30 protein-coding genes are annotated in these 25398 nt (G+C 73.2%); 15 read left to right on the top strand and 15 right to left on the bottom strand.

What is annotated here, in order from left to right; translation table 11 throughout:
• Together ACL03H_RS04535 and ACL03H_RS04530 are read right to left on the bottom strand one after the other, a co-directional pair.
• Positions 1-315: MlaD family protein (locus tag ACL03H_RS04535; protein ID WP_412809789.1), on the bottom strand; the 315-nt coding region annotated here is incomplete at its 3' end.
• A gap of 375 nt (positions 316-690) precedes the next feature.
• Positions 691-975 (bottom strand): hypothetical protein, encoded by a 285-nt coding sequence (locus ACL03H_RS04530; RefSeq protein WP_412809788.1) that lies wholly within the window; start codon positions 973-975, stop codon positions 691-693.
• An 88-nt stretch (positions 976-1063) separates the two neighbouring features.
• Here ACL03H_RS04530 and ACL03H_RS04525 point away from each other — a divergent pair, with 88 nt between their 5' ends.
• The 4 genes from ACL03H_RS04525 to ACL03H_RS04510 all read left to right on the top strand — a co-directional run bounded on the left by ACL03H_RS04525 (position 1064) and on the right by ACL03H_RS04510 (position 4306).
• On the top strand, positions 1064-1300 hold the full coding sequence (locus ACL03H_RS04525; protein ID WP_412809787.1) for a DUF397 domain-containing protein: 237 nt from the start codon (positions 1064-1066) through the stop codon (positions 1298-1300).
• A 152-nt stretch (positions 1301-1452) separates the two neighbouring features.
• The gene (locus tag ACL03H_RS04520; protein WP_412809786.1) at positions 1453-2313 is read left to right on the top strand and encodes a helix-turn-helix domain-containing protein; all 861 of its coding nucleotides are present in this window, start codon (positions 1453-1455) and stop codon (positions 2311-2313) included.
• Between the two features lie 219 nt (positions 2314-2532).
• The gene (locus ACL03H_RS04515) at positions 2533-3405 is read left to right on the top strand and encodes an SAM-dependent methyltransferase (RefSeq protein ID WP_412809785.1); all 873 of its coding nucleotides are present in this window, start codon (positions 2533-2535) and stop codon (positions 3403-3405) included.
• 184 nt (positions 3406-3589) lie between these two features.
• Positions 3590-4306 carry a dienelactone hydrolase family protein gene (locus ACL03H_RS04510; RefSeq protein WP_412809784.1) on the top strand — a complete coding sequence of 239 codons (717 nt, stop codon included), beginning with the start codon at positions 3590-3592 and terminating at the stop codon, positions 4304-4306.
• A gap of 70 nt (positions 4307-4376) precedes the next feature.
• On the opposite strand, the gene ACL03H_RS04505 is transcribed toward ACL03H_RS04510, so the two are convergent.
• Positions 4377-5228 (bottom strand): SAM-dependent methyltransferase, encoded by an 852-nt coding sequence (locus tag ACL03H_RS04505; protein WP_412809783.1) that lies wholly within the window; start codon positions 5226-5228, stop codon positions 4377-4379.
• A 350-nt stretch (positions 5229-5578) separates the two neighbouring features.
• On the opposite strand from ACL03H_RS04505, the gene ACL03H_RS04500 reads away from it, so the two are divergent.
• Complete coding sequence (locus tag ACL03H_RS04500; protein ID WP_412809782.1) at positions 5579-6121, top strand: AAA family ATPase; 543 nt, start codon at positions 5579-5581, stop codon at positions 6119-6121.
• A gap of 43 nt (positions 6122-6164) precedes the next feature.
• Here the strand turns inward: ACL03H_RS04500 and ACL03H_RS04495 are convergent, their stop codons facing one another.
• Complete coding sequence (locus ACL03H_RS04495; protein WP_412809781.1) at positions 6165-7121, bottom strand: GlxA family transcriptional regulator; 957 nt, start codon at positions 7119-7121, stop codon at positions 6165-6167.
• 204 nt (positions 7122-7325) lie between these two features.
• Here ACL03H_RS04495 and ACL03H_RS04490 point away from each other — a divergent pair, with 204 nt between their 5' ends.
• Both ACL03H_RS04490 and ACL03H_RS04485 read left to right on the top strand, forming a co-directional pair.
• Positions 7326-7976, top strand: a complete 651-nt coding sequence (locus tag ACL03H_RS04490) for a DJ-1/PfpI family protein (RefSeq protein ID WP_412809780.1) — start codon at positions 7326-7328, stop codon at positions 7974-7976.
• Positions 7977-8004: 28 nt separating this feature from the next.
• The gene (locus ACL03H_RS04485) at positions 8005-8220 is read left to right on the top strand and encodes a DUF2277 domain-containing protein (RefSeq protein ID WP_412809779.1); all 216 of its coding nucleotides are present in this window, start codon (positions 8005-8007) and stop codon (positions 8218-8220) included.
• A 13-nt stretch (positions 8221-8233) separates the two neighbouring features.
• Here the strand turns inward: ACL03H_RS04485 and ACL03H_RS04480 are convergent, their stop codons facing one another.
• Positions 8234-8731 (bottom strand): methylated-DNA--[protein]-cysteine S-methyltransferase, encoded by a 498-nt coding sequence (locus ACL03H_RS04480; RefSeq protein ID WP_412809778.1) that lies wholly within the window; start codon positions 8729-8731, stop codon positions 8234-8236.
• A 127-nt stretch (positions 8732-8858) separates the two neighbouring features.
• On the opposite strand from ACL03H_RS04480, the gene ACL03H_RS04475 reads away from it, so the two are divergent.
• Together ACL03H_RS04475 and ACL03H_RS04470 are read left to right on the top strand one after the other, a co-directional pair.
• On the top strand, positions 8859-9470 hold the full coding sequence (locus ACL03H_RS04475) for a TetR/AcrR family transcriptional regulator (RefSeq protein ID WP_412809777.1): 612 nt from the start codon (positions 8859-8861) through the stop codon (positions 9468-9470).
• 308 nt (positions 9471-9778) lie between these two features.
• Positions 9779-10429: a M15 family metallopeptidase gene (locus tag ACL03H_RS04470; RefSeq protein ID WP_412809776.1), complete on the top strand. Its 651-nt coding sequence runs from the start codon at positions 9779-9781 to the stop codon at positions 10427-10429.
• 431 nt (positions 10430-10860) lie between these two features.
• On the opposite strand, the gene ACL03H_RS04465 is transcribed toward ACL03H_RS04470, so the two are convergent.
• The 8 genes from ACL03H_RS04465 to paaZ all read right to left on the bottom strand — a co-directional run bounded on the left by ACL03H_RS04465 (position 10861) and on the right by paaZ (position 17915).
• Positions 10861-11055, bottom strand: a complete 195-nt coding sequence (locus ACL03H_RS04465) for a hypothetical protein (RefSeq protein ID WP_412809775.1) — start codon at positions 11053-11055, stop codon at positions 10861-10863.
• Between the two features lie 348 nt (positions 11056-11403).
• Positions 11404-11955, bottom strand: coding sequence for a GNAT family N-acetyltransferase (locus tag ACL03H_RS04460; RefSeq protein ID WP_412809774.1), 552 nt, complete (start codon positions 11953-11955; stop codon positions 11404-11406).
• A 56-nt stretch (positions 11956-12011) separates the two neighbouring features.
• Positions 12012-13103 carry a 1,2-phenylacetyl-CoA epoxidase subunit PaaE gene (gene paaE, locus ACL03H_RS04455; protein ID WP_412809773.1) on the bottom strand — a complete coding sequence of 364 codons (1092 nt, stop codon included), beginning with the start codon at positions 13101-13103 and terminating at the stop codon, positions 12012-12014.
• Positions 13104-13105: 2 nt separating this feature from the next.
• On the bottom strand, positions 13106-13594 hold the full coding sequence (paaD, locus tag ACL03H_RS04450) for a 1,2-phenylacetyl-CoA epoxidase subunit PaaD (RefSeq protein WP_412809798.1): 489 nt from the start codon (positions 13592-13594) through the stop codon (positions 13106-13108).
• A 5-nt stretch (positions 13595-13599) separates the two neighbouring features.
• Complete coding sequence (gene paaC / locus ACL03H_RS04445; RefSeq protein ID WP_412809772.1) at positions 13600-14472, bottom strand: 1,2-phenylacetyl-CoA epoxidase subunit PaaC; 873 nt, start codon at positions 14470-14472, stop codon at positions 13600-13602.
• 7 nt (positions 14473-14479) lie between these two features.
• Positions 14480-14782: a 1,2-phenylacetyl-CoA epoxidase subunit PaaB gene (gene paaB, locus ACL03H_RS04440; protein ID WP_412809771.1), complete on the bottom strand. Its 303-nt coding sequence runs from the start codon at positions 14780-14782 to the stop codon at positions 14480-14482.
• Positions 14779-15738, bottom strand: coding sequence for a 1,2-phenylacetyl-CoA epoxidase subunit PaaA (gene paaA, locus ACL03H_RS04435; RefSeq protein ID WP_412809797.1), 960 nt, complete (start codon positions 15736-15738; stop codon positions 14779-14781). The genes paaB and paaA overlap by 4 nt, the downstream gene beginning before the upstream one ends.
• Positions 15739-15866: 128 nt before the next feature.
• Complete coding sequence (paaZ, locus tag ACL03H_RS04430) at positions 15867-17915, bottom strand: phenylacetic acid degradation bifunctional protein PaaZ (RefSeq protein WP_412809770.1); 2049 nt, start codon at positions 17913-17915, stop codon at positions 15867-15869.
• A 199-nt stretch (positions 17916-18114) separates the two neighbouring features.
• On the opposite strand from paaZ, the gene paaK reads away from it, so the two are divergent.
• Positions 18115-19446 carry a phenylacetate--CoA ligase PaaK gene (paaK, locus tag ACL03H_RS04425; RefSeq protein WP_412809769.1) on the top strand — a complete coding sequence of 444 codons (1332 nt, stop codon included), beginning with the start codon at positions 18115-18117 and terminating at the stop codon, positions 19444-19446.
• Complete coding sequence (locus ACL03H_RS04420; protein WP_412809768.1) at positions 19443-20042, top strand: TetR/AcrR family transcriptional regulator; 600 nt, start codon at positions 19443-19445, stop codon at positions 20040-20042. Before paaK ends, ACL03H_RS04420 begins: the two co-directional genes overlap by 4 nt.
• A gap of 131 nt (positions 20043-20173) precedes the next feature.
• Here the strand turns inward: ACL03H_RS04420 and ACL03H_RS04415 are convergent, their stop codons facing one another.
• Both ACL03H_RS04415 and ACL03H_RS04410 read right to left on the bottom strand, forming a co-directional pair.
• Complete coding sequence (locus ACL03H_RS04415) at positions 20174-20686, bottom strand: hypothetical protein (protein ID WP_412809767.1); 513 nt, start codon at positions 20684-20686, stop codon at positions 20174-20176.
• Between the two features lie 52 nt (positions 20687-20738).
• Positions 20739-21515 carry a bestrophin-like domain gene (locus ACL03H_RS04410; RefSeq protein ID WP_412809766.1) on the bottom strand — a complete coding sequence of 259 codons (777 nt, stop codon included), beginning with the start codon at positions 21513-21515 and terminating at the stop codon, positions 20739-20741.
• 485 nt (positions 21516-22000) lie between these two features.
• Here ACL03H_RS04410 and ACL03H_RS04405 point away from each other — a divergent pair, with 485 nt between their 5' ends.
• The 4 genes from ACL03H_RS04405 to ACL03H_RS04390 all read left to right on the top strand — a co-directional run bounded on the left by ACL03H_RS04405 (position 22001) and on the right by ACL03H_RS04390 (position 25392).
• Positions 22001-23041 carry a hypothetical protein gene (locus tag ACL03H_RS04405; RefSeq protein WP_412809765.1) on the top strand — a complete coding sequence of 347 codons (1041 nt, stop codon included), beginning with the start codon at positions 22001-22003 and terminating at the stop codon, positions 23039-23041.
• A gap of 75 nt (positions 23042-23116) precedes the next feature.
• Positions 23117-23422 (top strand): hypothetical protein, encoded by a 306-nt coding sequence (locus tag ACL03H_RS04400; RefSeq protein WP_412809764.1) that lies wholly within the window; start codon positions 23117-23119, stop codon positions 23420-23422.
• Positions 23423-23472: 50 nt separating this feature from the next.
• On the top strand, positions 23473-24732 hold the full coding sequence (locus tag ACL03H_RS04395) for a nucleotide sugar dehydrogenase (RefSeq protein WP_412809763.1): 1260 nt from the start codon (positions 23473-23475) through the stop codon (positions 24730-24732).
• 126 nt (positions 24733-24858) lie between these two features.
• A complete protein-coding gene (locus tag ACL03H_RS04390) occupies positions 24859-25392 on the top strand; it encodes an EF-hand domain-containing protein (protein ID WP_412809762.1) in 534 nt (177 codons plus the stop codon).
• Positions 25393-25398: the final 6 nt, after the last annotated feature.

Here is a 25398-nt window from a genome sequence, read left to right as displayed (position 1 = left end):
AGGCAACAACCGCGCCGACACGTTCGCCGGCAACAACGACGCCTCCTCCGGATCCAACGCCAACCGCAACTCGGCACCGGCTCCGGTGCTGCGGACCTCGTCGACTCGGCCCACCGTCATGCCGCGGACCTTGACCTCGGAGTCCGGCATCAGCTGGTTGCCGGTGGAGGACGCGCGCAGCACGACGTCCACGCTGGACCGGAAGGCGCCGCGATAGGTCGCCACCGTCGCGCTCAGGAACAACGCGACGCACAGCAGCAGCGCCAAACCCAGCAACCTGCGTCGCACCGTCGCGGAGGTGCTGTCTCTACTCATCGGACCGCCGTTGACTCGTACCCGGATCACCTCGCGGCCGACGCCCCGGCGCCGCCTCCCCGCGAAGTCCTCAGCGCGGCGCTCCCCCGGGCGGAAGGCCGACGGGGAGGCCGGGCAGGGCAAGACAGTAGGACGGCGGCGGGAGCCGAGTCATGAGAACCCCGGTCATCCGATTGACCATTCCGGACAGATCATCACCCGAGGCCCACCGGTCCGGGCCGGGCGGTCGCGCGGGGGGAGGGAAGCGGGCGCGGCGCGGAGAGGGCCGCGGGCCGGGCGGTCGCGGGAGGGTCTCGGGGCAAGTCGCCGCCCGGAGCGCGGGGGCCGACCGCCCGCTCATCACCGCCGGCCGAGGTCGCGCCTCGGCGGGAGTGATCAGCGCGCGGAGCCGTCCTCCACCGCGACGCCGCCGACGGGCAGCGAGGCCACGCACAGCACGCACGGCATGCAGCCGCCCGCGGGCACGTCCGTGATCGAGTCGGGGCGGAGGCCGAGGCCGCAGGCGGCCCGGGCGAGGCCGGCGTCCCAATCGACCGAGGTGATCGCGTGCGCCTGCCGCAACGACACCCGGTGGTGCCTGCGCAGGACCCAGACGCGCTGCTCAAGAGCGTCGTCGGGGTTGCGCCGGAGACGTGCGGAGCTGTCGGCAACGCTGGGCATCCTTGCTCCCTCCTGTCCTTGAGATTAATCCTATACAGGGATTAATCTCGCTGTCGAGCTGAACTGAACAGTGCGAAGGGAGCGCCACGTGCACGCGACGGACCCGCAACCCCAGACCCCGTTATTCCCCCAGCACGGCTGGACGCGGTCTCACCGGTGCGGCCCCAACGGCGGCAACTGCGTCGAGGTGAACCGGCCCTCGCCCAGCGGCCCCGTGGGAGTCCGCGACAGCAAGAACCTCGATGACGGGGTCCTGATCTTCGACGCCGCGCGGTGGCGGTCGTTCCTGATCAAGGCCGACACCGGGGCGTTCGACCTGCCGTGATCACCATCGGCCCGGGGCGGTGGATCGATTATTCCCCTGTCGGGTGAATCCGCTGATCCGGGACGACACCCGACCGGGCGCCACGCCCGGGTGACACCACTCGACTACCATCACCTGTTGGCCCGAACACCGAACGTAGAGCGGAGATCCGAGTGCCGAGCACGGTGACGTCGCGGCGCAGACAGCTCGGCAACGAGATCCGCCGCGCGCGGCAGGCGGTGGGCATGACCCAGCAGGAAGTCGCCGAGCTGCTCGGATGCCGCCAGGGCAAGGTCAACAAGATCGAGTCCGGCGCGGTGGCCGTGAAGCAGGCCGAGCTCAAGCAGATGCTGGAGGCCTTCCAGTGCAGCGCCGCGCAGTCGGAGCTGATGCTCGACCTGGCCCGGGCCAGCACCGGTCAGCGCGGGCAGTGGTCCGGCTACCGCTCGGCGGTGCCGCACTGGTTCCGGACCTTCACGGACCTGGAGCCGGCGGCGGGCGAGATCCTCAGCTGGCACGGCGAGCGGATTCCCGGACCGTTGCAGTCCGAGCACTACATGCTCACCCAGTTCAGCGAAGACCGCGCCACGGACGTGACCTCGCTGGTGCGCAATCGGCAGGACCGCAAGCAGGTGCTCGACCTGGACCGGCCTCCGTACTACCGGTTCGTGATCGGCGAGGCGGCGTTCCGGCGGATGCCGGGAGGACCCAACCCGTCCGTCGCGCTGGACCAGGTGGAACATCTGCTGGACCTGGGTGAGCGCTACTCGAAGACGTTCATCCACGTGCTGCCGTTCGACGTCCGCCTCGCGTTCACGCCGAACGACTTCACCATCATGCGCTTTCCCGACGCCACCAAGGACTTCGTGTTCATCGAGCACGCGGCGGGCGGGGTCTACCTGGACGACGAAGGAGATTTCGAGCTGTTCGTCGACGCGTGGGACCGGATCCGCGGTGCCGCGCTGGAGCTCAACGAGTCGGTGGACTTCCTGCGCGGGCTGGCCGCGGAATTCCGTTCCCAGCTGAAGTTCTGAGCATTTCCACCCCGTCGCACGAATAGGGGCACCGCCCTCGCCCGACCCGGCCCGCGCCCTCGCGCGGCAGGCCGGTCGATACCGCGTGTCCTCTGCCGTGCAGAACTCTGACCTGTGGTTTCGCCGCTGAATCACCCAGATGGCCCTCGATCACCTCCAGCGTTCGAGGGGTTACTATTCGTCGCGAGATCACCCGTTTGGGACCGAAGGACCATACGTATGAGCGATGTTGATGAGGACCCGTTCCCGCCGCAGCAGGCGGATCTGACCAAACCGAGCGTTGCCCGGGTGTACGACTGGTATCTGGGCGGCAACGCGAACTGGGCCATCGACCGGGAATTCGGCCAGCACGTCATCGACCAGTACCCGCTGCTGCGCCCGATCGCGATCAGCAACCGGTTGTTCCTGCACCGCGCGGTGCGCCACCTGGTCGCCCGCGGCGTCCACCAGTTCATCGACATCGGTTCCGGGGTGCCCACGATGGGCAACACCCATTCCGTCGCCGATGAGGTGGAGCCCGGTTCCCGGGTCGTCTACGTCGACCACGAACCGGTCGCGGTGGCGCACTCGCAGGTGCTGCTGGAGAAGAACGGCGACCCGCAGCGGCACGCCGTGATCAACGCCGACTTCCGGAACCCGGAGCGGCTGTGGCAGAGCGCCATCGAGACCGGGGTGCTGGACATGGAGCAGCCGATCGCGGTGCTGCTCATGGCGGTGCTGCACGTGCGGCAGCCCGGCCCGGACGGCGAGGACATCTCGCCCCAGGTCATGACCCGGTACCGGGAGCTGCTCCCGCCCGGCTCCTACCTGGCGCTGTCCCACCTGACCGACGACGGGGTCCCCTCCTCGCTGGACGACCAGCTGGTCGGCATCAAGCAGATGTACGACAACTCCAGCAGTCCGGTGATCTGGCGCAGCCAGCAGGAGATCCGGGACCTGTTCGGCGACTTCGAGATGCTCGATCCGGGCATGGCGTGGACGACGGACTGGCACCCGGAGGACCGCAGCCCGAACTACTCGCCGCACCTGGACTTCAAGGAGTCCGGCGAGTCCGCGATCTGGGCCGGGGTCGGGCGCAAGACGCTCCGCTGATCCGGCCGGCCGCCTCGGCACCGGCCGGAAGGACCGATGCCGGGGCGGTCGCGCGGGAACGGGCGTATCCCGTACGGAATAATCCGATGCGAGCCATGCCGGTTCGGACGGGCAGCACCAGCACCCTCACCCGCTGGTGATCACCCGCCCCGCCGCGCCCGGGATCGCTGCCTAGGGTGTGGGCATGGCTGAGGAGATCACCGGGCAGTTCGTCACCGTCGGCTCGTCCCGCGCGTACCTGGCGCGGCCCGAGGTGGACGCGGGCGGCGGGATGCTGCTGCTGCCGATGCTCAGCGGCATCGGCGAGCAGGTGCGCGAGTTCGCCGCGGATCTGGCCGGGGCCGGCGTCACGGCCCTGTCCTGGGACCCGTGGAACGGACCGAGCTCGGACGACGCGGAGTTCGAGGAACTCGCGCGGTTGATGGGCGAGCTGGACGACGAAGCGGCGCTGGCCGAGCAGCAGCGGCTGCTCTCGCACCTGTTCAACGAGCTCGGACTGGAGCGCGTCGGCGTCATCGGCTGGTGCCTGGGCGGCCGGTTCGCGCTCCTGCTGGGCGGCCGGGACAGGCGGTTGGCCAACGTCATCGCCTACCACCCGACGGTGCCGATCCCGCCCGCTCCCAACCACGCGCTCGACGCGGCGGAGCACGCGGCCCGGATCGACGCACCGGTGATGATGCACTACCCGGGCGCCGACGACCTGGTTCCCCGGGAGAGCTTCGACGCGCTCAACGCGGCGCTCACCGGTCGTGCGCGCGGGGCCAGCATCGTGCACACCTACCCGGGCGCCGAGCACGGCTTCAGCGCCCGCGCCCGGCAGTCGAACCCGGTCAACGCCGAGGCGTACCTGCACTCCTGGCCGCAGACCCTCAGCTTCGTCCGCACCACGACCCTGCGCTGAGAGGTCATCGCCGGTGAGGCGACGGCGCACCCGGCGGGAGGGCGCCGGAAGCCATCGGTCCGCGCCGGACTCACCCCAGCAGGCGCGCCACTCCGCACCAGGTCTCGGAGGTCTCCGGAGCGGGATCGCCCGGCCGGGGCCCGGGTGCGCGCCACTGCGGCGTCCACACCACCCCGGGCTCCACCAGCCGCCAGCCGTCGAACAGCGCGCGCACCTCGTCGCGGTTCCGGTGGGTGACCTCGATGCCGGAGCGGGCCAGCACCTCGCGGAGCGCCCGGGATGCCTCCGGCAGGTGGTCCTCCGTGGTGTGCGAGACGACCAGGTGGCTGCCCGCCGCGCAGCGCTCCCGGTAGGCGGTGAGGATCCGGGCGGGGTCGTCGGCCGCGCTGACGTAGTGCAGCACCGCGACCGCGAGCACCGCCACCGGGCGGGAGAGGTCGAGCAGGTCCCGGACCGGGGCCGCACCGAGCACCGCGGCCGGGTCCCGGACGTCGGCCCGCACCATCGCGGCCAGCGGGTCGCCCCGCAGCAGGTGGCGGGTGTGGGCGGCGGCGACCGGCTCGTCGTCCACGTACACCACGCGCGCGGCCGGGTTCCGGGACTGCGCGATCTCGTGCGTGTTGCCCCTGGTGGGGATGCCGGAGCCGAGGTCGAGGAACTGGTCGATGCCCTCGTCGACGCAGAACTCCACGGCGCGGCGCAGGAAGGCCCGGTTGGCGCGGGCGACCGCGGGCCCGCTGGGCAGCACGGCGAACACCTGGTCCGCCACCTCCCGATCGATCTGGAAGTTGTGGTCCCCGTTGAGCGCGTAGTCGTACATCCGGGCGGGGTTCGCGTGCGTCACGTCCACTCCCGGGACCGCCGCGAGGGAGAATCCCGCCACGTCCTCCGCCCCGGGCTCCTGCCGCTGTCCGCGCGCCATCGGACCGCCCCCTCGTCGCTGGAACTCCCCACCTCTCCCGAGCATGGCCACCCCGCCACCGCGCCACAAGCACCGCCCGGCCGAACGGGATTCCCCCCGATCGCGCGCCGGCCGCCCGATCGTCCCCAGTGGACGGACGGGCGGGGCGGGGTTCGGCACGCCGGGCAGGACTCGTCGAGGCCGGGGCGGCGGAGCTCCGCCGCGCTGACGCCGCCGCCCCCGGACGTCGCTCCGAACACGTCCTCGCACCCCGCCAGCTCCGGTAAGCTCCGGGGCAGCCGTCGCGGGCACCGTCCCGCGCGCTCCGCCGCCCGTCTCGGCACCCTCCCCTCGCACCGGAAGGCCCCCGCATGTCCGCAGCACCGCATCGGATCGTCGTCACCGGCGGCCCCGGCTCGGGCAAGACCACGCTGCTCGACGCCCTCGGCGCGGCGGGGTGGGCCCGGACCGAGGAGGCCGGGCGCGCGATCATCCGCGAGCAGCTCGCGATCGGCGGCACCGCGCTGCCCTGGGACGACCGCGAGCGGTTCGCCGAGCTGATGCTGCTCCGGGAGCTGCGGGCGCACCGCGCGGCGCCGGGCGGCGTGGTGTTCTTCGACCGCGGCGTGCCCGACGTGCTGGGCTACCTGCGCGTCGAGGGACTGCCCGAGCCCGAGCCCGCGCGGGCGGCGGCGCGGGAGTTCCGCTACGCGCCCCGGGTGCTCCTCGCCCCGCCGTGGCCCGAGATCTACCGCACCGACGCCGAGCGCACCCAGTCCCCGGAACTGGCCGCGCGCACCTGCGAGAGCCTGCGCGAGGTCTACGCCGAGCACGGTTACGAGGTCCTCGAACTCCCGAGGGCGTCGGTCGCGGACCGGGTCCGCTTCGCGCTCGACGCCGCCGGGGCGGCCTAGCTGCCCGGCCGGCCGCCGCAGGAGTACCGGTGCTCGAACCGCCTCAGGCGCCCAGCAGGTCGCGGTTGCGGAAGGCTCGGCGGTAGAGCGCTGGACTGGTGCCCACGAGGCGCTTGAAGCGATCCCGGAACGTGGCCGGCGAGGTGAAACCGACCTCGGCCCCGATCCGCTCCACCGGGTGCCCGGTGGTCTCCAGCAGGTGCTGGGCGCGCCGCAACCGGGTCCGGTGCAGCCACCGCAGGGGCGTGGTGCCGGTCTGCTCCCGGAACCGCCGGTTGAGGGTGCGCGGGCTCAGCGCGGCCCGGCTCGCCAGCTCCGCCAGCGTGAGCGGCCGGTGCAGGTTGTCCGCCATCCAGGTCAGCAGCGGCTGCACGCTCGCACCGTCCGGTGCGGGCGGCTCGTGCACGATGAACTGCGCCTGCCCGCCGTCGCGCTCCAGCGGCATCACCGCGAGCCGCGCCGCGTCGGCCGCCGCGGCCGAGCCGTGGTCGAGCCGGATCATGTGCAGGCACAGGTCCAATCCGGCCGCCGCCCCGGCCGAGGTGAGCACGTCGCCGTCGTCCACGTAGAGCACGTCGGGGTCGACCTGGACCGCCGGGTACCGGCGGGCCAGCTCGGCGGCGCCGAGCCAATGCGTCGTGGCCCGCCGCCCGTCCAGCAAACCCGCCTCGGCGAGCGCGAACGCACCCGCGCAGATCGAGGCGATCCGGGCCCCGCGCGCGGCCGCGTCCCGCAGCTCCGACAGCGCCCGCGCCGGGATCCGCGCGTCTTCGGCGGCCTGCCCCGGCACGACCACGGTGTCGGCGTCGCGGAGCCCGTCCAGTCCCCACGGCGCGCGCAGGGCGAACGCCCCCGCGCTCACCTCGTCGCCGAGCGCGCAGACCCGGATCTCGTAGCCCGGCGCGCCGTCGGCGAGCCGCACCCGGCCGAAGGTGTCCACCGGGATGGCCAGGTCGAACGGCACGACCGGATCGAGGGCGAGCACGGCGAGGATGTGCATGTCGGTACCTGTTCACGTGCGGTGGCGGCCGGGCGCCGCTTCGGGAGTCGAGCCAACCCCACTGCTACCGGACAGGTCGAGCGGTTGGCCGGAATCCGGCGGAAGCTGTCGGCTTCGCCACGGGTGAGCCGGGGCCGCCGCTCCTAGCTTGGGCCTCGCGGGGGTGAACGCGCTCCCGTTCCCCCTCCGGAAGAAGGTGCCCTCATGCACGCGCAGTTCGTCCTGTTCGACGGGTTCGACCCGCTGGACGTCCTGGGTCCCTACGAGACGCTGCTGGCCGGCTCGACCGCGGCGGGCGGGGCCATCACCGCCGAGCTCGCCGCCGCCGAGGGGCCGCGCGAGGTGGCCTCCGGGATCGGCGGCATCGCGCTCCGCGCCACCGCCGCCGTGGATCCCGAACGGGCCGACCTCGTGGTGGTCCCGGGCGCCGCCCCCGGCGAGACCGGGGGTTCGATGAGCGAGGCCATCGACCGGGTCCTGAGCCGGGCCGCGCGCTCACCGCTGGGCGCGCTCCTGGTCGCGGCGGTCCAGCGGCCCGGGACCGCGGTCGCGACGGTGTGCGGCGGTTCGATGCTGCTCGGGATGACCGGGGCGCTGGCGGGCCGCCGCGCCACCACGAACCGGCTCGGGCTGGCCGAGTTCGCCCGCAGCGGGGTCGAGGTGGTCGACGCGCGGCTGGTCGAGGACGGCGACCTGATCACGGCGGGCGGGGTCACCTCCGGCGTCGACCTGGGCCTGCTGCTGCTCGAACGCGAGGTCGGCCCGCTCGTGGCCCGCGCGGTGGAGGACCTGCTGCACCACGAGCGCCGCGGCACCGTCTGGCGAGCCGAAGGACCCGCTCCCGAACTCGCCTGAGCCCCGGCGGGCGGCGGAGAATGCGGGCATGTGCCGCAGCATCAAGACCCTCCGCCCGCCGTACGCGGAGCGGGTGACCGAGCAGGACGTGCGCGCCGCCGCCCTGCAGTACGTGCGGAAGATCTCCGGCTTCCGGGCGCCTGCCGCGCACAACGCGGCGGCCTTCGAGCGGGCCGTGGACGAGGTCGAGCGGGCCACGGCCGCGCTGCTGGAGTCGATCGAGGTGCGCGGCTCCCGGACCTGACGCCCGGCGCGGTTCAGAACAACCGGCCCGCGTCCTCGGCCGGGGGCTCCTCCAGCGCGAGCAGGGAGCGCTTGCGGTCCAACCCGCCCGCGTACCCGGTGAGGCCGCCGTCCGCTCCGATCACCCGGTGGCAGGGCACGATGACGGGCAGCGGATTCCGCCCGTTGGCCGCGCCCACCGCCTGTGCGTACCGCACGTGGCCGAGCTGTCGCGCCAGTTCGCCGTAGGTCCGCGTCGCGCCGAAGGGGATCTCCCGCAGCAGCGCCCAGACCCGCAGCTGGAACGGTTCGCCCTCCGGGGCCAGCGGCAGGTCGAACTCGGTGCGCCGCCGGTCGAAGTACTCGGCGAGCTGGCGCCGCGCCTCCGCCAGCAGCGGCGTCGTGGTGCGCTCCCCCGGCTCCTGCCCCCGGTGCCGCCCGTCCGCGAAGTGCAGCGCGGTGAGCGCGTCGTCGCGGGCGACCAGCGTGAGCGCCCCGAGCGGGGACTCCACCACCGCGTGCACCGTGCTCATGATCCGCTCCCGTCTCCGCTCGGCCGAGGCCTCCACTGTGCAGACGTCCCCGCCGCGGCCCGGCGGGAGGGTCCTGCTCGGCGACGACTTTCCGGAATGGCACATGCCTGATGGAATAATCATGATCATGGAGGCAGCACCCCCGACCCGGCCGCCCAAACGCGGCCGTCCCGGCTACGACCTGGAATCCCTGCTGGTCATCGCGGTGAAGCTGTTCAACGAACGCGGGTACGACGGCACCAGCATGGAGGACCTGTCCCGCAAGCTCGGCATCAGCAAGTCCGCGATCTACCACCACGTGCCGAGCAAGGAAGAGCTGCTGCGGCTCGCCGCCGACCGGGCGCTGGACGAGCTGCTGGCCGCCGCCGACGCCGCCCGCGCCCTCCCGGAACCGGCGTTGGCGCGGCTGGAGCACCTGGTGCGCGGCAGCGTGCTGGTCCTGATCGAGCAGCTGCCGTTCGTGACGCTGCTGCTGCGGGTGCGCGGCAACACCCGCGTCGAGCGGGCCGCGCTGGCCCGCCGCCGCGAGTTCGACCACCTGCTCACCGAACTCGTCACCGAGGCCGTCCGGGAAGGCGACCTGCGGCCCGACTTCGACGCCGCCACCGTCGGGCGCCTGCTGTTCGGCATGGTCAACTCCCTCACCGAGTGGTACCGCCCGCGCGGTGAGCTCGAAGCGGCGGAACTCGCCGACGTGGTGGTGGCGATGGCCTTCGACGGGCTGCGCGTGCGCTCCTGAACCGGGAGGCGGAGGCCGCTCGTACGCGACGACCTCCGCTCCCCACCCAGCGGGATCGCCGCGACGGCCCGGGTTCGGGGTTGGCCGTCCGCTGGGGCGCCGGCGCCCCGCGCGGAACCGGGGCACGTCCGGTTCGGGGCCGGACGGCGGCTCCGCGACCGCTGATCCCGGCGAGATCGTGACCCCGGAGGCGATCAACCGCACCCCGGAACACCCCGATCGTGCTGCTCCTGCCGGGCGAATCACCTCGAACCGGTGGCGCTGCCGCCGCACACTGGCGAGTGCGCCGATCACGAGGAGGCCGCCGCATGAACCGAGGAGTCCGCCGCGCCGCCCTGCTCGCGGCCCTGCTCGCGGCCGGCTGCGGCGCACCGCAACCGCCCTCGGGCGAACCGCCGGAGCCACCCGCCGAGGTGCTCCCGGTGGACGCGGCCCGCCTCGGGCCGAGCTGGCGCCCCGGGTGCCCCGTCGGGCCGGGCGAACTGCGGTTGGTGCGGGTGCGCCACGTCGGCTTCGACGGCGTGGAGCGCACCGGCGAGCTCGTGGTGCACCGGGACCGGGTCCCGCAGACCACCGAGGCGTTCGCGCGGCTGCTCGAACTGCGCTTCCCGATCGAGCGAGTGCGCCCGGCCGGGGACTACCCCGACGCCTCCGACGAGCTGTCGATGCGCGACGACAACACCTCCGCGTTCAACTGCCGGGGCATCGAGGGCAGCGGCAGCTGGTCGAACCACGCCTACGGCCGGGCGATCGACATCAACCCGCTGCTCAACCCCTACCTCGACTCCGACGGGGTGCTGCAACCCGCCACCGCCGGCCCCTACCTGGACCGGCAGCGGCGGGACCCGGGGATGCTGCACGCGGCGGACCCCGCCGTGCGGGTGTTCACCGGCGCGGGCTGGACCTGGGGCGGGAACTGGCAGGACCCGAAGGACTACCAGCACTTCGAGCTCCCCTGACCCGGCCCACCACGAGCCCGGGGCTCCAGCCCGACCGCCGGGAGGTGCCGCGAGGGACCCGAGCCCGGAGTCCTGGTCGCAGTTCCCCGGCCCGCCGCACGGGCACGAGGCCGCGCGGGCCGGGCGCGTCCGGGCGCGAACCCGCGGCGTGCGCCTGAAGACGTTCAACCGCGCACCCGGTACCCCCGACATCGAGATCGACCGGACGATCCGGTGCCGGGCACCCCGGCCCCCGACCTGTGATGTCCACAGAGGACTTGTCCCGGCTCGCGGCGCGGCGCCGCGGATCGCACCTTGCCCTCGTCCGAGCGATCGATCGCGCGATCCGCACCCGCCCGCCGCGCCGGACCTCCGGATCAGCTCCGGAAATCCGGTCCGCCCGAGCCGACCGCGCCGCCGGTCCCCCAGGTGGCGGCGCGGTCGGCGGCGGTTCAGGCGGCGGACGGTCCGCCCGAGCGCGCCCTCGGCACGCGGCCCTCGTCCGGATCCAGCCCGAGCATGTCCAGCAGCTCGGCGAACTGGACGGCGTCCCGCGCGTGGTGCGCGGTGGCGCGCACCGCCCGGGCCCGCTCCTGCGGCGTCGGCTCGTGCGCCTCGGCCTGCTGCGGCGTGGGTCGTCCCTGCATCAGTCCCCCCTCGTCGGTTCGTGCGGTCGCCGATCCTGCCAGCCCCGGTGTGCGGCGACACGGCCGAAAGTCCCGAACGGCGGAGCTTCGTGGCCGCGGAGCCGGGTGTGGCGCGAGTGGGGGATGTTCCCGGCCGCGGCAGGCCGCCACCCGGGCGTCATCGACGCCGCCGCACCGCGCCGGGCCGTGGTGCGCTCCCGCCCCGGGGGGCCGTTCCCCGTTCCGTGGCAGGGGATTCTGTCCCGCCGGTGCCCGGAACAGCGCGGTGGCCCGGGCCGGACCGGTGCGCGAACGGGTCATGGCGAAGCGGTGCGGGGCTTCGCCGGACGCGGGCGGGTCGGGGCTCCGCTAGGAGCGGTAGGGACGGTGCTCGTCCAGATCGGCCGGGCGGATGCGGTAGACGCTGAGCGTGCGGTCGTAGTACTTGCCGGTCTCGCCGACCCACTCCATGCCGATCCGCCGCGCGGTGGAGTGCGCCCGCTCGTTGGTGGGATCGACCACCGCGAACAGCTCCACCGCCTCGTGCTCGAAGGCCCAGCGGATCAGCGCCCGGGTCGCCTCCGCGGCGTAGCCGTGGCCCCAGGACCGCGGCCGCAGGTGCCAAGCGACCTCGACGTCCTCGAAGTGCGGCGGCAGCGGGCGCAGCTCGGCACCGCCGATGACCTCACCGGTCTCCCGGTGTTCGAACGCCCACCGGCCCAGCGGCGGGGGCAGCTCGCGCTGCTCCTCGATCCAGCGCCCCAGAACCCGGCGCATCGCGGCCAGATCGGCCACCCGGGGCATCGAGGGCACCAGCCAGTCCGTGACGGTGGTGGTGCCGTAGACGGCGAACGCGCCCTCGACGTCGTCCGCGTTCCACTCCCGCAGCAGAACCCGCTCGGTGACCGGCATCGGGACCATGCGAAAACGTTAACGGCCCCCGCTCGCGCGGGCAGATTGGATGTTCTCCGGCCGGATCACCCGTCGAAGTCGACGGTGAGCTGATCGGTGACGGGCAGCGACTGGCAGGTGAGGACGTAGCCCGCGTCGAGCTCCGCCTGTTCGAGGGCGAAGTTCCGGCGCAGCACGACCTCGCCGGCGGTGACCTTGGCGCGGCAGGTCCCGCAGACGCCGCCCTTGCAGGCGAAGGGCAGGTCCGGGCGGGATCGCTGGGCGCCGTCGAGCACCGGTACGTCACGGGCCAGCGAGAGCGCGCTGGTGCGGCCGTCGAGCACCAGGGTGACCTCGGAACGCGCGCCCGGCGGCGGGGCGTCCTCGGCGCGGACCGGTTCCGGGGGCGGCTCGTCGACGTGGAACAGCTCGCGGTGCACCCGGGCCGGATCGATGCCGAGCCCGGCGAGCACCTCGCGGGCGCCGTCGACGAGGCCGTGCGGTCCGCACAGCCACCAGTGCGCGGTCTCGTCCACCGGAACCAGGGTTCCCAGCAGCGCGCGCAACCGGTCCGGATCGAGCCGCCCGGACAGCAGTTCCGCCTCGCGGGGCTCGCGGGAGAGCACGTGCACCAGATCCAGCCGGGCCGGGTAGCGGTCCTTGAGGTCGGCGAGCTCGTCGGCGAACATCACCGTGTCGCTGCGCCGGTTCCCGTACACCAGCACCACCTCCGAGGTGGTCTCCCGCAGCAGGCTCGCCGCGATGGACAGCAGCGGCGTGATGCCGGACCCGGCGGCGATGAGCACGTGCTGACCGCCGGAGCCGAGGTCCGGGGTGAACGAACCGGAGGGGGGCAGCACGTCGATCACATCGCCGGGGCGGACCTCGTGCACCAGCCAGGAGGAGAACAGCCCGCCCGGCACGACCCGCACCCCGATCCGGGGCCGGTCCCCCGCCGCCGCGCAGATCGAGTAGGAGCGCCGCTGCTCACCGTCCGGGCCGGTGCGGCGCAGCGCGAGCGACTGACCCGGGCGGAAGGCGAACTCGGCGGCGAGCTCGGGGGGCACCTCGAAGGTGACCGCCGCCGCGTCCTCGCACAGCGGATCCACGGCCGCCACCCGCAGCGGCCGGAACCCGCGACGCCGCGCCGGAACCGGAGCGTCCACAGTGGATGTCACGGTCAGATCTCCTTGACGTGTTCGAAGGGTTCCGCGCACTCGGTGCACCGCCGCAGCGCCTTGCAGGCCGTCGAGCCGAACCGGGACAGCTCCTCCGTGCGGGCGGAACCGCAGCGCGGGCAGCGGATCCGGGAGCGCGGCGGATCCAGCGCCAGCGGTACCGGGCCGGTGCGCGCGGGAGCGGGGCCGGGCGGGGCGATGCCGTGCTCGGCGAGCCGGCGCCTGCCGCGCTCGGTGATCCAGTCCGTCGTCCACGGCGGGTCCAGCACCGTGCGCACCCGCACCCGCTCGAAGCCCGCCGCGCTGAGCCCGCGGTGCACGTCGGCGCGCATCTCGGCCAACGCGGGGCAGCCCGAGTAGGTCGGGGTGAGCGTGACGACCACCTCGCCCTCGGCGAGCTCCACGTCCCGCAGCACGCCGAGATCGCCGAGGGTGAGCATCGGCAGTTCCGGGTCGGCCACGGCGGCGGCGACCTCGCGGGCGCGCGGCAGGGTGCTCACCAGCTCGCCTCCGGGTGCGCGCGGGCCACGCCCTGCAACCGCGCCAGCAGCGGGCCGAGGTGCTCGGTGTGCTCGCCCGCGCGCCCTCGCACCGGCCCGGCCGGGTCGATCGCGGGGCGTTCCACCGTCGCGGCGGCGCAGACCTGGTCCAGCACCGCGGCCACCTCGGGCAGCGTTCCGGCCGGGTCCACCCCGATGCCCGCCGCCACCGCGGCCCGGTCGGTCGCCGCGGCGGCGAACAGCTCCGGCACCCGGGGCCACACCTCGGCCATCCCGGCGCGCAGCCGCCGGTGCGATTCGGCGGTGCCGTCGCCGAGGCGAACCACCCACTGCGCGGCGTAGTCGCGGTGGTAAGCGAGCTCCTTGGCGCCCTTGGCGGCGATCGCGGACAGCACCGGGTCGGCACCACCGGTCAACCCGGTGAAGAGGGCGAGCCGCCAGCTCGACAGCACCAGCAGCCTGGTCACGGTCTCGGCGAAGTCGCCGTGCGGTGGTTCGACCAGCAGCACGTCGCGGAACTCGGAGGCGTCCCGGAAGTAGGCGAGCTCGTCCTCGCCGCGCACCGGATCCTCCACCTGACCCGCGCGGGAGAGCAGCAGCCGGGCCTGGCCGAGCAGGTCCAGGGCGATGTTGGCGAGCGCGACCTCGTCCTCCAGCTCCGGGGCGCGGGTCACCCACTCCGCGAGCCGCTGGGACGCGATCAGCGCGTCGTCGGCCAGCGCCAGGCAGTACGCCGAGAGCACCGGCCCGTCGACTCCGGGCGGGACGGCGGTGTCGACCCCGTCGAGCGGATCGCCGAAGCCGGTGCCGAACGCCCACCGCGCGTCCTGCTGCTCGGTGAGCGCCTCGTAGGCGTTGTCGAAGGACATCGCGGCCTCACAGGTGCGGGACGTCGTCGGGGATGTCGTAGAACGTGGGGTGCCGGTAGACCTTGTCCCCGCTGGGCGCGAAGAACGGGTCCTTCTCGTCCGGGCTGGAGGCGGTGATCGCGGCGGCCGGGACCACCCAGATGCTCACGCCCTCGTTGCGCCGGGTGTAGAGGTTGCGGGCGTTGTGCAACGCCATCCGCTCGTCGGCGGCGTGCAGCGATCCGACGTGCACGTGGTTGAGCCCGCGCTTGCCGCGCACGAACACCTCGTACAGCGGCCAGCTCGACCGGGTCCGCTCCGGTTCGCTCATGCTCCTGCCTCCTCCCGGGCGGCCCGCTTCGCGGCGTGCGCCGCGGCCGCCTCCCGCACCCAGGCGCCGCCCTCGTGCGCCTCGCGGCGCCGCCGCATCCGCTCGGCGTTGCACGGCCCGCCACCGCCGATGACCCGCTTGAGCTCGGACCAGTCCGGCTCGCCGAAGTCGTGGGCGCCGCGCTCCGGGTTCCACCGCAGCTCCGGATCCGGCAGCTCCACCCCCAGCGCGGCGGCCTGCGGCACGGTCATGTCGACGAACTTCTGGCGCAGCTCGTCGTTGGTGTGCCGCTTGACCTTCCACGCCATCGACCGCTGGGTGTTCGGCGAGTCCCCGTCCGGCGGACCGAACATCATCAGCGACGGCCACCACCAGCGGTCCACCGCGTCCCGCACCATCGCCCGCTGCTCCTCGGTGCCGCGCATCATCGTCAGCAGCAGCTCGTAGCCCTGCCTCTGGTGGAAGGACTCCTCCTTGCAGACGCGCACCATCGCCCGCGCGTAGGGGCCGTAGGAACTGCGGCACAGCGGGACCTGGTTGCAGATCGCGGCGCCGTCCACCAGCCAGCCGATGACACCGACGTCGGCGAAGGTCGTCGTCGGGTAGTTGAAGATCGAGGAGTACTTCTGGCGTCCCGAGATGAGCTTGGCGGTGAGCTCCGCGCGGTCGGCGCCCAGCGTCTCGGCCGCCGAGTACAGGTAGAGCCCGTGCCCCGCCTCGTCCTGCACCTTGGCCAGCAGGATCGCCTTGCGGCGCAACGAGGGCGCGCTCGCGATCCAGTCGCCCTCGGGCTGCATCCCGATGATCTCGGAGTGCGCGTGCTGGGCGATCTGGCGGACCAGGCCCGCGCGGTAGTCCTCGGGCATCCAGTCCCGGGGTTCCACCCGCTGATCGCGCTCGATGGTCGTCTCGAACGACCGCTGCGCCGCGGCAACGTCCTCCACGTCGACGGTCACCACCGCCCCCTCCCCTGGTCGGCCCGATCCCGGTCCGCTCGGCGAGCACCGCACCCGAACCGACCATTCGGTCAGTAAATTCTCACCCCGGCACCCCCGCGAAAGCAAGGTCCGGGTTCGATCGCCGGTCAGGACGCGGACGTGGCGACCAGGGTCAGGACGTCGTACTTGGCGACCGAGGCGCCGTCCTGGTTGGTGACGTCGGCGTCCCAGCGGACCTCGCCGTAATCGGCGTTCTGCCGCGGCGTGATCCGCTTCGCGGTCAGCGTCACCGTGATCTCGTCACCGGGGTACGTCGGCGTGAGGAACCGCAGGTTCTCCAGCCCGTAGTTCGCCAGCACCGGCCCGGGCTCGGGCGCCACGAACAAGCCGGCGGCGAAGGAGAGCACCAGGTAGCCGTGCGCGACCCGCCCGCCGAAGAACGGGTTCTCCCGCGCGGCCTCCTCGTCGGTGTGGGCGTAGAAGGTGTCACCGGTAAACTCCGCGAAGTGCGCCACGTCCTGCTCGGTGACCACTCGCGGACCGCCGACGACCGTGTCCCCGACGCGCAGCTGCCCCAGGTCCTTGCGGAACGGGTGCACGTCCGTGGCGGTGCGCTCCGCGCCGGGCACCCACTCCCCGGTGATCGCGGTGAGCGTCCGCGGATCCCCCTGCACCGCGGTGCGCTGCATGTGGTGCAGCACCCCGCGCAGGCCGCCGAGCTCCTCACCCCCGCCCGCGCGGCCCGGGCCGCCGTGCACCAGCTGCGGCAGCGGGGAACCGTGCCCGGTGGACTCGCCCGCGTCGCGCCGGTTGAGCACCAGCATCCGCCCGTGCCGGGAAGCGGTGCCGAGCACCACCTCCCGGGCGAACGCCGCGTCGGCGGTCACCACCGAGCCCACGAGGCTGCCCCGCCCCTTGTCCGCCAGGTGCACCGCGTGCGCGGCGTCCCGGTACGGCAGCAGGGTGCTGACCGGGCCGAATGCCTCGACCTCGTGCGGCTGCGGGAGTTCGGGGTCGTCGCAGCGCAGCAGCACCGGACCGAGGAACGCGCCGCGGTCGGCGTCCGCGCCGACCGGGTCGACCGAATCGGGATCGCCGTGCACGACGCTCCCGGCCTCCAGCAGCGAGCGCAGCGCGCGCCGCACCTCCTCGCGCTGGTCCAGTCCGGCCAGCGCGCCCATCCGCACGCCCTCCGCCCCGGGGGCGCCGACGACGACCTCCGCGAGCTTCGCCGAGACCGCCGAGGCCACCTCGTCGAGGATCGGCTCCGGCACCAGCGCCCGCCGGATCGCGGTGCACTTCTGCCCGGCCTTCACCGTCATCTCGGTGACGAGCTGGTCGGTGAACAGGTCGAACTCCGGCGTCCCCGGTGTCGCGTCCGGCCCCAGGATCGAGCAGTTCAGCGAATCGGCCTCGGCGGTGAACCGCACCGAGCGCTCCACCACCACCGGGTGCGCGCGCAACCGCGCGGCGGTGGCCGCCGAGCCGGTGAACGACACCGAGTCCTGATCGGTGAGGTGATCGAGCAGGTCGCCCGCCTCGCCGCAGAGCAGCTGCACGGACCCCTCCGGCAGCAGGCCGGACTCCACCACGAGCTCGACCAGCCGATGCGTCAGGTACGCCGTGCGGGAGGCCGGTTTGATCAGGCTCGGCACCCCGGCGAGGAACGCGGGCGCGAACTTCTCCAGCGGTCCCCACACGGGGAAGTTGAAGGCGTTGATCTGCACCGCCACCCCGCGCAGCGGAGTGCCGATGTGCTGGGCGAGGAAGGTACCGCCCTTGCCCAGCGGTTCCGGCGGCCCGTCCAGGAGGACGTGGCCGTCGGGGAGCTCGCGGCGCCCCTTGCTGGAATAGCTGAACAGCACCCCGATGCCGCCGTCGACGTCGAACTTCGAGTCGCCGAGGGTGGCCCCGGTGCGCGCGGAGAGCGCGTGGAGCTCCTCGCGGTGCTCGCGCAGGTGCGAGGCGAGGGCCTTGAGCAGCGCGGCGCGCTGGTGGAAGGTGAGCTCGCGCAGGGCGGGCCCGCCGACGGTGCGGCCGTGCTCCAGCGCGCCGGCGCGGTCGATGCCCGCCGCCGAGATCCGGGCGACGACCTCGCCGGTCACCGCGTCCGCGAGCACCTCCCCCGCGTCCGCCGGGGACTGCCACCGACCACGCACGTAGCTGGGCATCGCTTCCTGCGGCGAGCTGGGCATCGGACGGCCGACCTCCTCGTGACCGGCTGCACCGGCCTGGCGGGAACGGGACTGGTGGACCGCGAACGGGGCCGGTTGACATCGTGACCCCCGCCACCAACACTGCCCCATTATTAACCGACTGTTCGGTCAGTACGCAAGGTCGTCAGCTCCGCTCGCGGTGCGGCACCGGGTCGCACGACGGGAAGGAACCCAGCGCATGAGCGGGACGACGAGGACGGCGGAGACCGACGAGGGCGAGCGCCTCGGCGTGGACGAGCTCCGCGCCCACCAGCTCCGGCACCTGCGCAGCACGCTGCGGCACGCCTACGAGCAGGTCCCGCTCTACCGCGCCAAGTTCGACGCGGCCGGGGTGCACCCGGACGATCTGCGGGAACTCGCCGACCTGGCCGAGTTCCCCGCCACCACCAAGGAGGACCTGCGGGCGCACTACCCGTTCGGCGCGTTCGCGGTCCCGCGCGAGCGGATCGCCCGCATCCACGCCTCCAGCGGCACCACCGGGCAGCCCACCGTCGTCGGCTACACGAGCGCGGACCTGGAGACGTGGGCGGAGGTGGTGGCCCGTTCGATCCGCGCCGCGGGCGGGCGGCCCGGCGACCTGGTGCACATCGCCTACGGCTACGGGCTGTTCACCGGCGGGCTCGGCGCGCACTACGGCGCCGAACGCCTCGGCTGCACCGTGGTGCCCGCCTCGGGCGGGATGACCGCGCGCCAGGCGCAGCTGATCCGGGACTTCCGCCCGGACCTGCTCATGGTGACGCCGAGCTACGCGCTCACCCTCGTCGACGAGCTGCGGCGCCAGGGCGTCGACCCGCGGGAGACCGGGCTGCGGGCCGGGATCTTCGGCGCCGAACCGTGGACCGAGGACATGCGCCGCGAACTCGAGGGCGCGCTGGGCATCGACGCCGTGGACATCTACGGGCTCTCCGAGGTCATGGGCCCCGGGGTGGCCGCCGAGTTCGCCGGGACCAAGGACGGCCTGCACGTGTGGGAGGACCACTTCTACCCCGAGGTGATCGACCCCGTAAGCGGGAACGCCGTGCCCGACGGGGAAACCGGCGAGCTCGTGCTCACCTCGCTGACGAAGGAAGCGATGCCGATCATCCGGTACCGAACGCGCGACCTCACCCGGCTGCTGCCGGGGACCGCCCGCCCGGCGATGCGCCGGATGGAGCGGATCACCGGCCGCAGCGACGACTTGCTCATCGTGCGCGGCGTCAACGTCTTCCCCACCCAGATCGAGGAACTGGTGCTGCGCGCCGACGGGCTCTCCCCGCACTTCCAGATCGACCTGACCCGGCAGGAGCGGATGGACCTGATGACGATCCGCGTCGAAGCGTCGGAGGCGACCACCGCGCAGCAGCGGCGGACGGCGCCCGGCGCGCTGGTGCGCGCGGTGAAGGACGCGGTCGGTGTGACGGCGGAGGTCGAGGTGGTCGAGCCGGGAGCGCTGGAGCGCTCGGTGGGCAAGCTGCGGCGCGTGCTCGACCGTCGCGGCACCGCCGCCGACGGCCCGGCGCACGGCGCATGAGCCGCGGACGGGGCAGGCCGGGCCACGACCTCGACTCCTTGCTGCGGATCGCCGCCGCGGTCTTCCACGAGCGCGGGTACGACGGCACCAGCATGGACGAGCTGGCGAAGCGCCTCGGCGTCACCAAGCCCGCGATCTACCACCACGTCTCCGGCAAGCAGGAACTGCTGCGGCGCATCGTGGACCACGCGCTCGACGCGCTGCTGGCGGTGACCGCCGAGCCGGAATCCCGCTCCGGAGCGGCCATCGACCGGCTGCGGCACGTGGTGCGGCGCAGCGTGCAGGTGCTCGTCGCCGAGCAGCCCTTCGTGACGGTGCTGCTGCGGGTGCGCGGCAACAGCGAGGTGGAGCGCGCCGCGCTGACCCGGCGGCGCGAGATCGACGGATTCCTCGGCGAGCTCGTCGCCGAAGCGGCCCGCGACGGCGACCTGCGCGACGACCTCGATCCCGCGCTGACCAGCAGGCTGCTGTTCGGCACCGTGAACTCGATCATCGAGTGGTACCGCCCGCACGCGGGCCTGGACGCCGAGGCCGTGGCCGACGCGGTCACCAAGCTCGCCTTCGAGGGCCTCCAGCGCCGCCCCGAACCTTCCTGACCGGGTTCGACGGGACACCCGTCGTGGCGGCTCGCAGCGCACCGAGGGGCCGTGCGGGATGTCGCCGCGCGGTCGCGCGCGGCAACTCCGGGATGGCCCGATCGTCCCGCGCGCGCTCGGTGATCCGAGGCTCACGGGCCCCCGGGCGGCGCGGGGGCCAGGTGGTAGTCGCGCAGCACGCGCAACATCGCGGCCACCGGCAGATCGCCCGGATACCGGGCACGAGCCCGATCGCAGGCGTGCAGCGCCCGGGCGGGGTGCAGGCCCAGCACCCGCAACCAGCGGACGAACTCCGAGCGGGACAGCGTCGTGCCGTCCGGGCTCAGCCGCGCCAGCTCCCGCAGCACCGGCGCCAGGGTCCGGTTGAACGCGGCCTCCCCCTGCTCGAACAGCAGTTTCTCGCTGGCCTGCTGGAACAGTTCCTCCGCATTCGACGCGCCCGGCGCGAAGGTCGTGCCGAGGTGTTCGAAAGACCAGCGCAGCGCATTCCGCAGCGAACGCGCGTCCCCGGTCGGAAAGGTCCGGAATTCCCGGAGCACCCGATCCGCCTCCGCCGCCCATTCCGGACCCGACGGCACCGCGGTGGCCGCCGGCGCGCGTCCTGCGCGCGACTCGCGACGACGGCTCATCGCGACCTGCGTCATGACCCCCACCTCGCCCTTCTGCACCTCGTGGAACCGCGCGGGAAACCGGCGCTCATTCGACCGGTCGCGCCCCGTCCGGCAAGGAATTCAAGAAGGTGCGGAATGCGTCCGCATCGACCCCGAACGGACCGTGCAGCGGATGCATCAGTTGCACGGAGAGGTAGAGGGTCAATCCGAGCGTCCCCGCCAGCAACGACATGGTCAGCACGTTCGCCGGGCGGGCGCTGAGCCCGACCACCAGCGGGAAGGCCAGCATCAGCGCGGCGCCGAGCACGCTGCCCACCAGCAGCACGAGGTTGAAGCTCTGGTCGTCGGTGGCCACGTCCACCCGCTCGCGGTGCGCCTCGTCGAGCTGCCGGACGTCGGCGAGCACCTGCTCGCGGGCCGACTTCAGCAGCTCCGTGTCGACCGGCAGCGCGATCGACTCCGCCCGAAGCCCGGCCAGCAGGCTGTCGGTCTGCGGGTCGAGCTCGCCGCGGTCCAGGGCGGGCCACTCGTGCTCGGCCACCCGGTTCGCGTATTGCACGGCGAGCGAGCGGATCGAGGCGCCCTGCTCGGCGGGCACGGCCGTGGACTGCCAGTAGGCGTCGTTGAGCGCGTTGACCTCCTGCTTGGCGGCCTGGTCGATGTCCTCGCCGTTCTGCCAGGCGAACACGATGTAGAAGGCCAGCACCACGGTGAACAGCGCGTTGAGCACGCCGCCCACGAACGACTGCGATTCGGAGTCGGCGTCGCCGGAGGCGACCGCGCGGCGGCGGGCGTTGAGCAGCGTGCCCGCGGCGACGGCCGCCACGAGCGCCGCGAGCGCCAGAAGGCTGAGGAAGATCACGAAGGCATCCGTTCCTGACTGCGCGACCTGCCGGACAAGACCAGGAGGGGCCGCGGGAGGGGTCGACTGTGCTGCGAGGGCCGGGAGAACGAGGAGGAATCCGATGAAGGCGCTGTCCGGCAACGGCCGATCCCCCGTCCGCCGCGCGGAACACTACCCGCCGCACCGCGTTGAAAGGAGGAACTTTCCAAGAAAGGGGAGCAAAAATCACCAATTGGGGTGATCTTGAGTCATCACCCGTAACGGTAAATGCGCGCGCACATTCCTCACTCCGCGTCAAATGCCCCAGAAATGCCCTGGTCAAACCAGACCTCCGCCCATTGTGGACGCACATCGACCACCCCGCGACCCTTTTCCGCGCTGCTATGGTTTTTCCGTCGGCGCTTCGTGCCGACATCTCCACCTGGCATTCCATCGATTTCCCGAAACCCGGAGGAGGTGAGATGTTGCGGAAGCAATCCATTCGAAATCGCTCGTCACCCGCGGTGGCGCGGCGACGCCCCGCGCGCTCCACCGCACTGGTGTGCGGCGGGCTGGTGCTGCTGGGACCGCTGCTGACGTCCGCCTACCTCCCGCCCGCACCCGGCGGAGCTGATGCCGACCGCCCCCGCTCCTCATCCGCGCCGCCCCCGCCGACGGGCTCCGGTCCCGCCACCCCGGACCTGGTGCCCGGCGATCCGGACCTCGGATGGCCGATCCAGCACCCGCGGTTGTCGCTGAGCACCTCGGTCCGGCCCGGGGCGGCCCGGCTCGGTGAGCCGGTCACCCAGACCGCCGTCCTGCGCAACACCGGGGACGTGGCGCTGGCGGGAACCGTGGTCACCCTCGACATCGGGCCGTGCCACCAGGTCCTCGGCAGGCTCCGGCCGGGCGAGGCCCGCACGGCCAGCTGCTCCGGCTCGGCCCCCCACGACGGATCGCTCGGGGCCCGCGCGGTCGGGATGACCGATCTCGGCGTCGCCGCTCTCGCGCGGGCGAGCGCGCAGATCGAGCGGATCGAGCCACCACCACCACCGCCGACACCGGAGAAGCCGTCGGTCTCGCTGGAGATCCTGCCGCCTCGAGCGGGCGCGGTCCCGGTGCGGGTGCGCAACACCTCCGCCGTCGAGCTGCTCGACGTGCGGGTCTCGGGCGAGCCCCCTTCCTGCGGCCGGGATCTGGGCGCGCTCGCCCCCGGGCGGTCGACCACCTACGAGTGCCGCGCCGCTCCGGGCCAGACCGTGCGGTTGTCGGTCTCGGCGCGGTCGCTGGAAGGCGAGGCGGCCGCCGCCGACGCGCTGCTCGTCGTCCCCCTCCCGGAACCGGCACCGGCCGTCCCACCACCTCCGCAGGAACCGCCCACCGCCCGGGAAGCACCCGTGCCACCGCCAGCACCTCGGCCCGAGCCCGCCGTCACCGAGCTCGCGGACGCGGGCGGGCCCCGGGAATCACCCGCCGGGACCGCTGGGTTCATCGCGATCCTCGGGGTGCTCGTGATGATGGTGAGCGTGGGCGCGCTCTCGACCTCCACCCGGCCCGGCCGGTGAGGCCCGCGCCGAAGCACCTCTGATCCGCCGGGGCGACCGGCCCCGGAACGCACCGACACGAACGGGAGTACGCCCATGCGCCTGCGCACCCGCCTGCTGCTCGCCACCGCGGCCGCCGCCCTGGTGGCGCTGCCCACCGCCGTCCCCGGCGCCGCCGCCACCGGGGAGGTCCTGGTCTTCAGCACCGAGTTCGAGCGGGTCACCACCTACGACTCCCCCAGCGGCTGCACGAAGGCGCCGCCGACCGCGCACGTCCTGATCAACAACACCGATGCGCCGGTGCGGATCTACGGCGACCCGGTCTGCCTCACCCCGAGCCTCACCGTGGCTCCCGGCTACGGCGCGCACATTCCGCCGGGGACCGGCAGCTTCTCCGCCTGAGCAGTGCCCCCGGTGATGAGCAGCCCCCAGCATCGACAGGAGTCGGCGGCATGGCAGTAGATCTCGTGGTCGTCGGGCTCGGCTACGTCGGGCTCCCGCTCGCCGCCGCGGCCTGCGAGGCCGGGCTCGACGTCGTCGGGCTGGACATCGCGGACGAGGTGGTGGCCGGGCTCAACGCGGCCCGCTCGCACGTCGGCGACGTGCCGGACTCGGCGGTGGCGGGCATGGTGGCGGCGGGGTTCACCGCGACCACCGATCCCGCCGTGCTGGCGGAGGCGGACACCGTGGTGCTCTGCGTGCCGACCGGCCTGTCCGCCACCGGGGAACCCGACCTCGGCCCGGTGCGCGGCGCCGCCAGCACGGCCGCGAGCAGGATCCGCCCCGGAACGCTGGTCGTGCTCGAATCCACCAGCCACCCCGGCACGACCGAGGAGGTGGTGCGGCCGATCCTGGAGCTGGGCAGCGGCTTGCGGGTGGGCGAGGACTTTCACCTCGTCTACTCGCCGGAGCGGATCGACCCGGGCAACGAGCGGTTCGCGATGCACAACACCCCGAAGATCATCAGCGGTTGCACGCCGCTCTGCGCCAAGTACGGCGTCGCCTTCTACGGGCGCTTCGTGGAATCCCTCGTCGTCTCCCGGGGCACCCGGGAGGCCGAAATGGCCAAGCTGCTGGAGAACAGCTACCGGTACGTGAACATCGCGCTGGTCAACGAGATCGCGCTGTTCTGCGACCGGATGGGCATCGACGTCTGGGACGTGCTGCACTGCGCGGGCACCAAGCCCTTCGGCTTCGCGCCCTTCGAGCCGGGTCCCGGGGTGGGCGGGCACTGCATCCCGGTGGACCCGCGCTACCTGGAGAGCAAGGCCCGCAGCGCCGGGTTCACCTTCGGCACGCTGTCGGCGGCACGGGCCGTCAACGAGCGGATGCCCTCGCACGTGGTCCTGCGCGCGACCGAGCTGCTGGCCGGGCGCGGCCGGACGATGTCCGGGTCCCGGGTGCTGCTGCTGGGCGTGGCCTACAAGCGCGACGTCGCCGACACCAGGGAATCCCCGGCTTACCCCGTGGCGCGCGGGCTGCTCGCGCAGGGGTCTGCCGTGCGCTTCCACGATCCCGCGGTATCGGAGTTCGCCGTGGACGGGCGCCCGCTGCGCAAGGAGCACCGGCTCGACGAGGCACTCGACGCCGCGGACCTGGTGATCCTGCTGCAGGACCACTCCTGCTACGACCTGATCGAGCTCTCCTCCTCCGGCTGCCTGCTGCTCGACACCAGGGGCCGGTCGGCGGGAAGCGCCGTCACGCTGCTCTGACCGATCCCCGGGCTGGTACCGGGCACCGAACTCACGCGGCGCGAGAGCCGCGCGGGCCGCCTCCGCCTCTCCGACCGGCGGGGACGGAGCACCACCTCAACAACGAAGAGATCGAGGAGGATGGCCATGACCGCGGCTATCGCGAACGAGCGGCTGCGCAAGCGCTTCGCCAAGTGGGACCTGGACGGCAGCGGCCGTCTGGAGCGCTCGGACTTCGAGCAGGAGGCCGTGCAGATCGCGCGGGCCTTCGGCAAGAACGTCGAGAGCCTGGAGGCGCAGACCGTCCGGGACGCCTTCAACGGCCTGTTCGACTACCTGGCCGAGTCGGCGGGGGTGAGCGCTGGGGGATCGCTGACGGAGGAGGACTTCCTCCGCGTCACCGGGAAGCTCATCTTCGAGGACGGCGAGGGCGAGTTCAACCGGGTGCTGGGGCCGGTGATGAGCTCCATCGTCGGCCTGTGCGACCGGGACGCCGACGGCGTGATCGACGCGCAGGAGTTCGCCGCCTGGTTGAACGCGGTGGGCGTGGACCGCGCGCACGCCGCCGAGGCCTTCGTGGACGTGGACACCGACGCCAACGGCAAGCTCACGGTAGCGGAACTGCTCGCGGCCGTGCGCGATTTCCACTTCGGGCGGCTCCACGTCGAGCTGCTCGGCTGATCGCGG

The organism is Saccharopolyspora antibiotica (genome assembly GCF_047200635.1).
Lineage (GTDB): Bacteria > Actinomycetota > Actinomycetes > Mycobacteriales > Pseudonocardiaceae > Saccharopolyspora_C.
Note: the sequence above shows the minus strand (reverse complement) of the source record. Positions and strands in the feature narration are given on the sequence as shown.

What these genes read in the sequence shown, in the direction of transcription:
- ACL03H_RS04420 (WP_412809768.1), top strand. Translation starts at nt 19,443, where the DNA reads ATGAGCCGCGGACGGGGCAGGCCGGGCCACGACCTCGACTCCTTGCTG.
- ACL03H_RS04415 (WP_412809767.1), bottom strand. Translation starts at nt 20,686, where the DNA reads ATGACGCAGGTCGCGATGAGCCGTCGTCGCGAGTCGCGCGCAGGACGC.
- ACL03H_RS04465 (WP_412809775.1), bottom strand. Translation starts at nt 11,055, where the DNA reads ATGCAGGGACGACCCACGCCGCAGCAGGCCGAGGCGCACGAGCCGACG.
- ACL03H_RS04530 (WP_412809788.1), bottom strand. Translation starts at nt 975, where the DNA reads ATGCCCAGCGTTGCCGACAGCTCCGCACGTCTCCGGCGCAACCCCGAC.
- ACL03H_RS04500 (WP_412809782.1), top strand. Translation starts at nt 5,579, where the DNA reads ATGTCCGCAGCACCGCATCGGATCGTCGTCACCGGCGGCCCCGGCTCG.
- ACL03H_RS04510 (WP_412809784.1), top strand. Translation starts at nt 3,590, where the DNA reads ATGGCTGAGGAGATCACCGGGCAGTTCGTCACCGTCGGCTCGTCCCGC.
- ACL03H_RS04460 (WP_412809774.1), bottom strand. Translation starts at nt 11,955, where the DNA reads ATGGTCCCGATGCCGGTCACCGAGCGGGTTCTGCTGCGGGAGTGGAAC.
- ACL03H_RS04395 (WP_412809763.1), top strand. Translation starts at nt 23,473, where the DNA reads ATGGCAGTAGATCTCGTGGTCGTCGGGCTCGGCTACGTCGGGCTCCCG.
- paaC (WP_412809772.1), bottom strand. Translation starts at nt 14,472, where the DNA reads ATGTCCTTCGACAACGCCTACGAGGCGCTCACCGAGCAGCAGGACGCG.
- ACL03H_RS04390 (WP_412809762.1), top strand. Translation starts at nt 24,859, where the DNA reads ATGACCGCGGCTATCGCGAACGAGCGGCTGCGCAAGCGCTTCGCCAAG.
- ACL03H_RS04485 (WP_412809779.1), top strand. Translation starts at nt 8,005, where the DNA reads ATGTGCCGCAGCATCAAGACCCTCCGCCCGCCGTACGCGGAGCGGGTG.
- ACL03H_RS04505 (WP_412809783.1), bottom strand. Translation starts at nt 5,228, where the DNA reads ATGGCGCGCGGACAGCGGCAGGAGCCCGGGGCGGAGGACGTGGCGGGA.
- ACL03H_RS04400 (WP_412809764.1), top strand. Translation starts at nt 23,117, where the DNA reads ATGCGCCTGCGCACCCGCCTGCTGCTCGCCACCGCGGCCGCCGCCCTG.
- paaB (WP_412809771.1), bottom strand. Translation starts at nt 14,782, where the DNA reads ATGAGCGAACCGGAGCGGACCCGGTCGAGCTGGCCGCTGTACGAGGTG.
- paaZ (WP_412809770.1), bottom strand. Translation starts at nt 17,915, where the DNA reads ATGCCCAGCTCGCCGCAGGAAGCGATGCCCAGCTACGTGCGTGGTCGG.
- ACL03H_RS04515 (WP_412809785.1), top strand. Translation starts at nt 2,533, where the DNA reads ATGAGCGATGTTGATGAGGACCCGTTCCCGCCGCAGCAGGCGGATCTG.
- ACL03H_RS04490 (WP_412809780.1), top strand. Translation starts at nt 7,326, where the DNA reads ATGCACGCGCAGTTCGTCCTGTTCGACGGGTTCGACCCGCTGGACGTC.
- ACL03H_RS04475 (WP_412809777.1), top strand. Translation starts at nt 8,859, where the DNA reads ATGGAGGCAGCACCCCCGACCCGGCCGCCCAAACGCGGCCGTCCCGGC.
- ACL03H_RS04495 (WP_412809781.1), bottom strand. Translation starts at nt 7,121, where the DNA reads ATGCACATCCTCGCCGTGCTCGCCCTCGATCCGGTCGTGCCGTTCGAC.
- ACL03H_RS04480 (WP_412809778.1), bottom strand. Translation starts at nt 8,731, where the DNA reads ATGAGCACGGTGCACGCGGTGGTGGAGTCCCCGCTCGGGGCGCTCACG.
- ACL03H_RS04470 (WP_412809776.1), top strand. Translation starts at nt 9,779, where the DNA reads ATGAACCGAGGAGTCCGCCGCGCCGCCCTGCTCGCGGCCCTGCTCGCG.
- paaK (WP_412809769.1), top strand. Translation starts at nt 18,115, where the DNA reads ATGAGCGGGACGACGAGGACGGCGGAGACCGACGAGGGCGAGCGCCTC.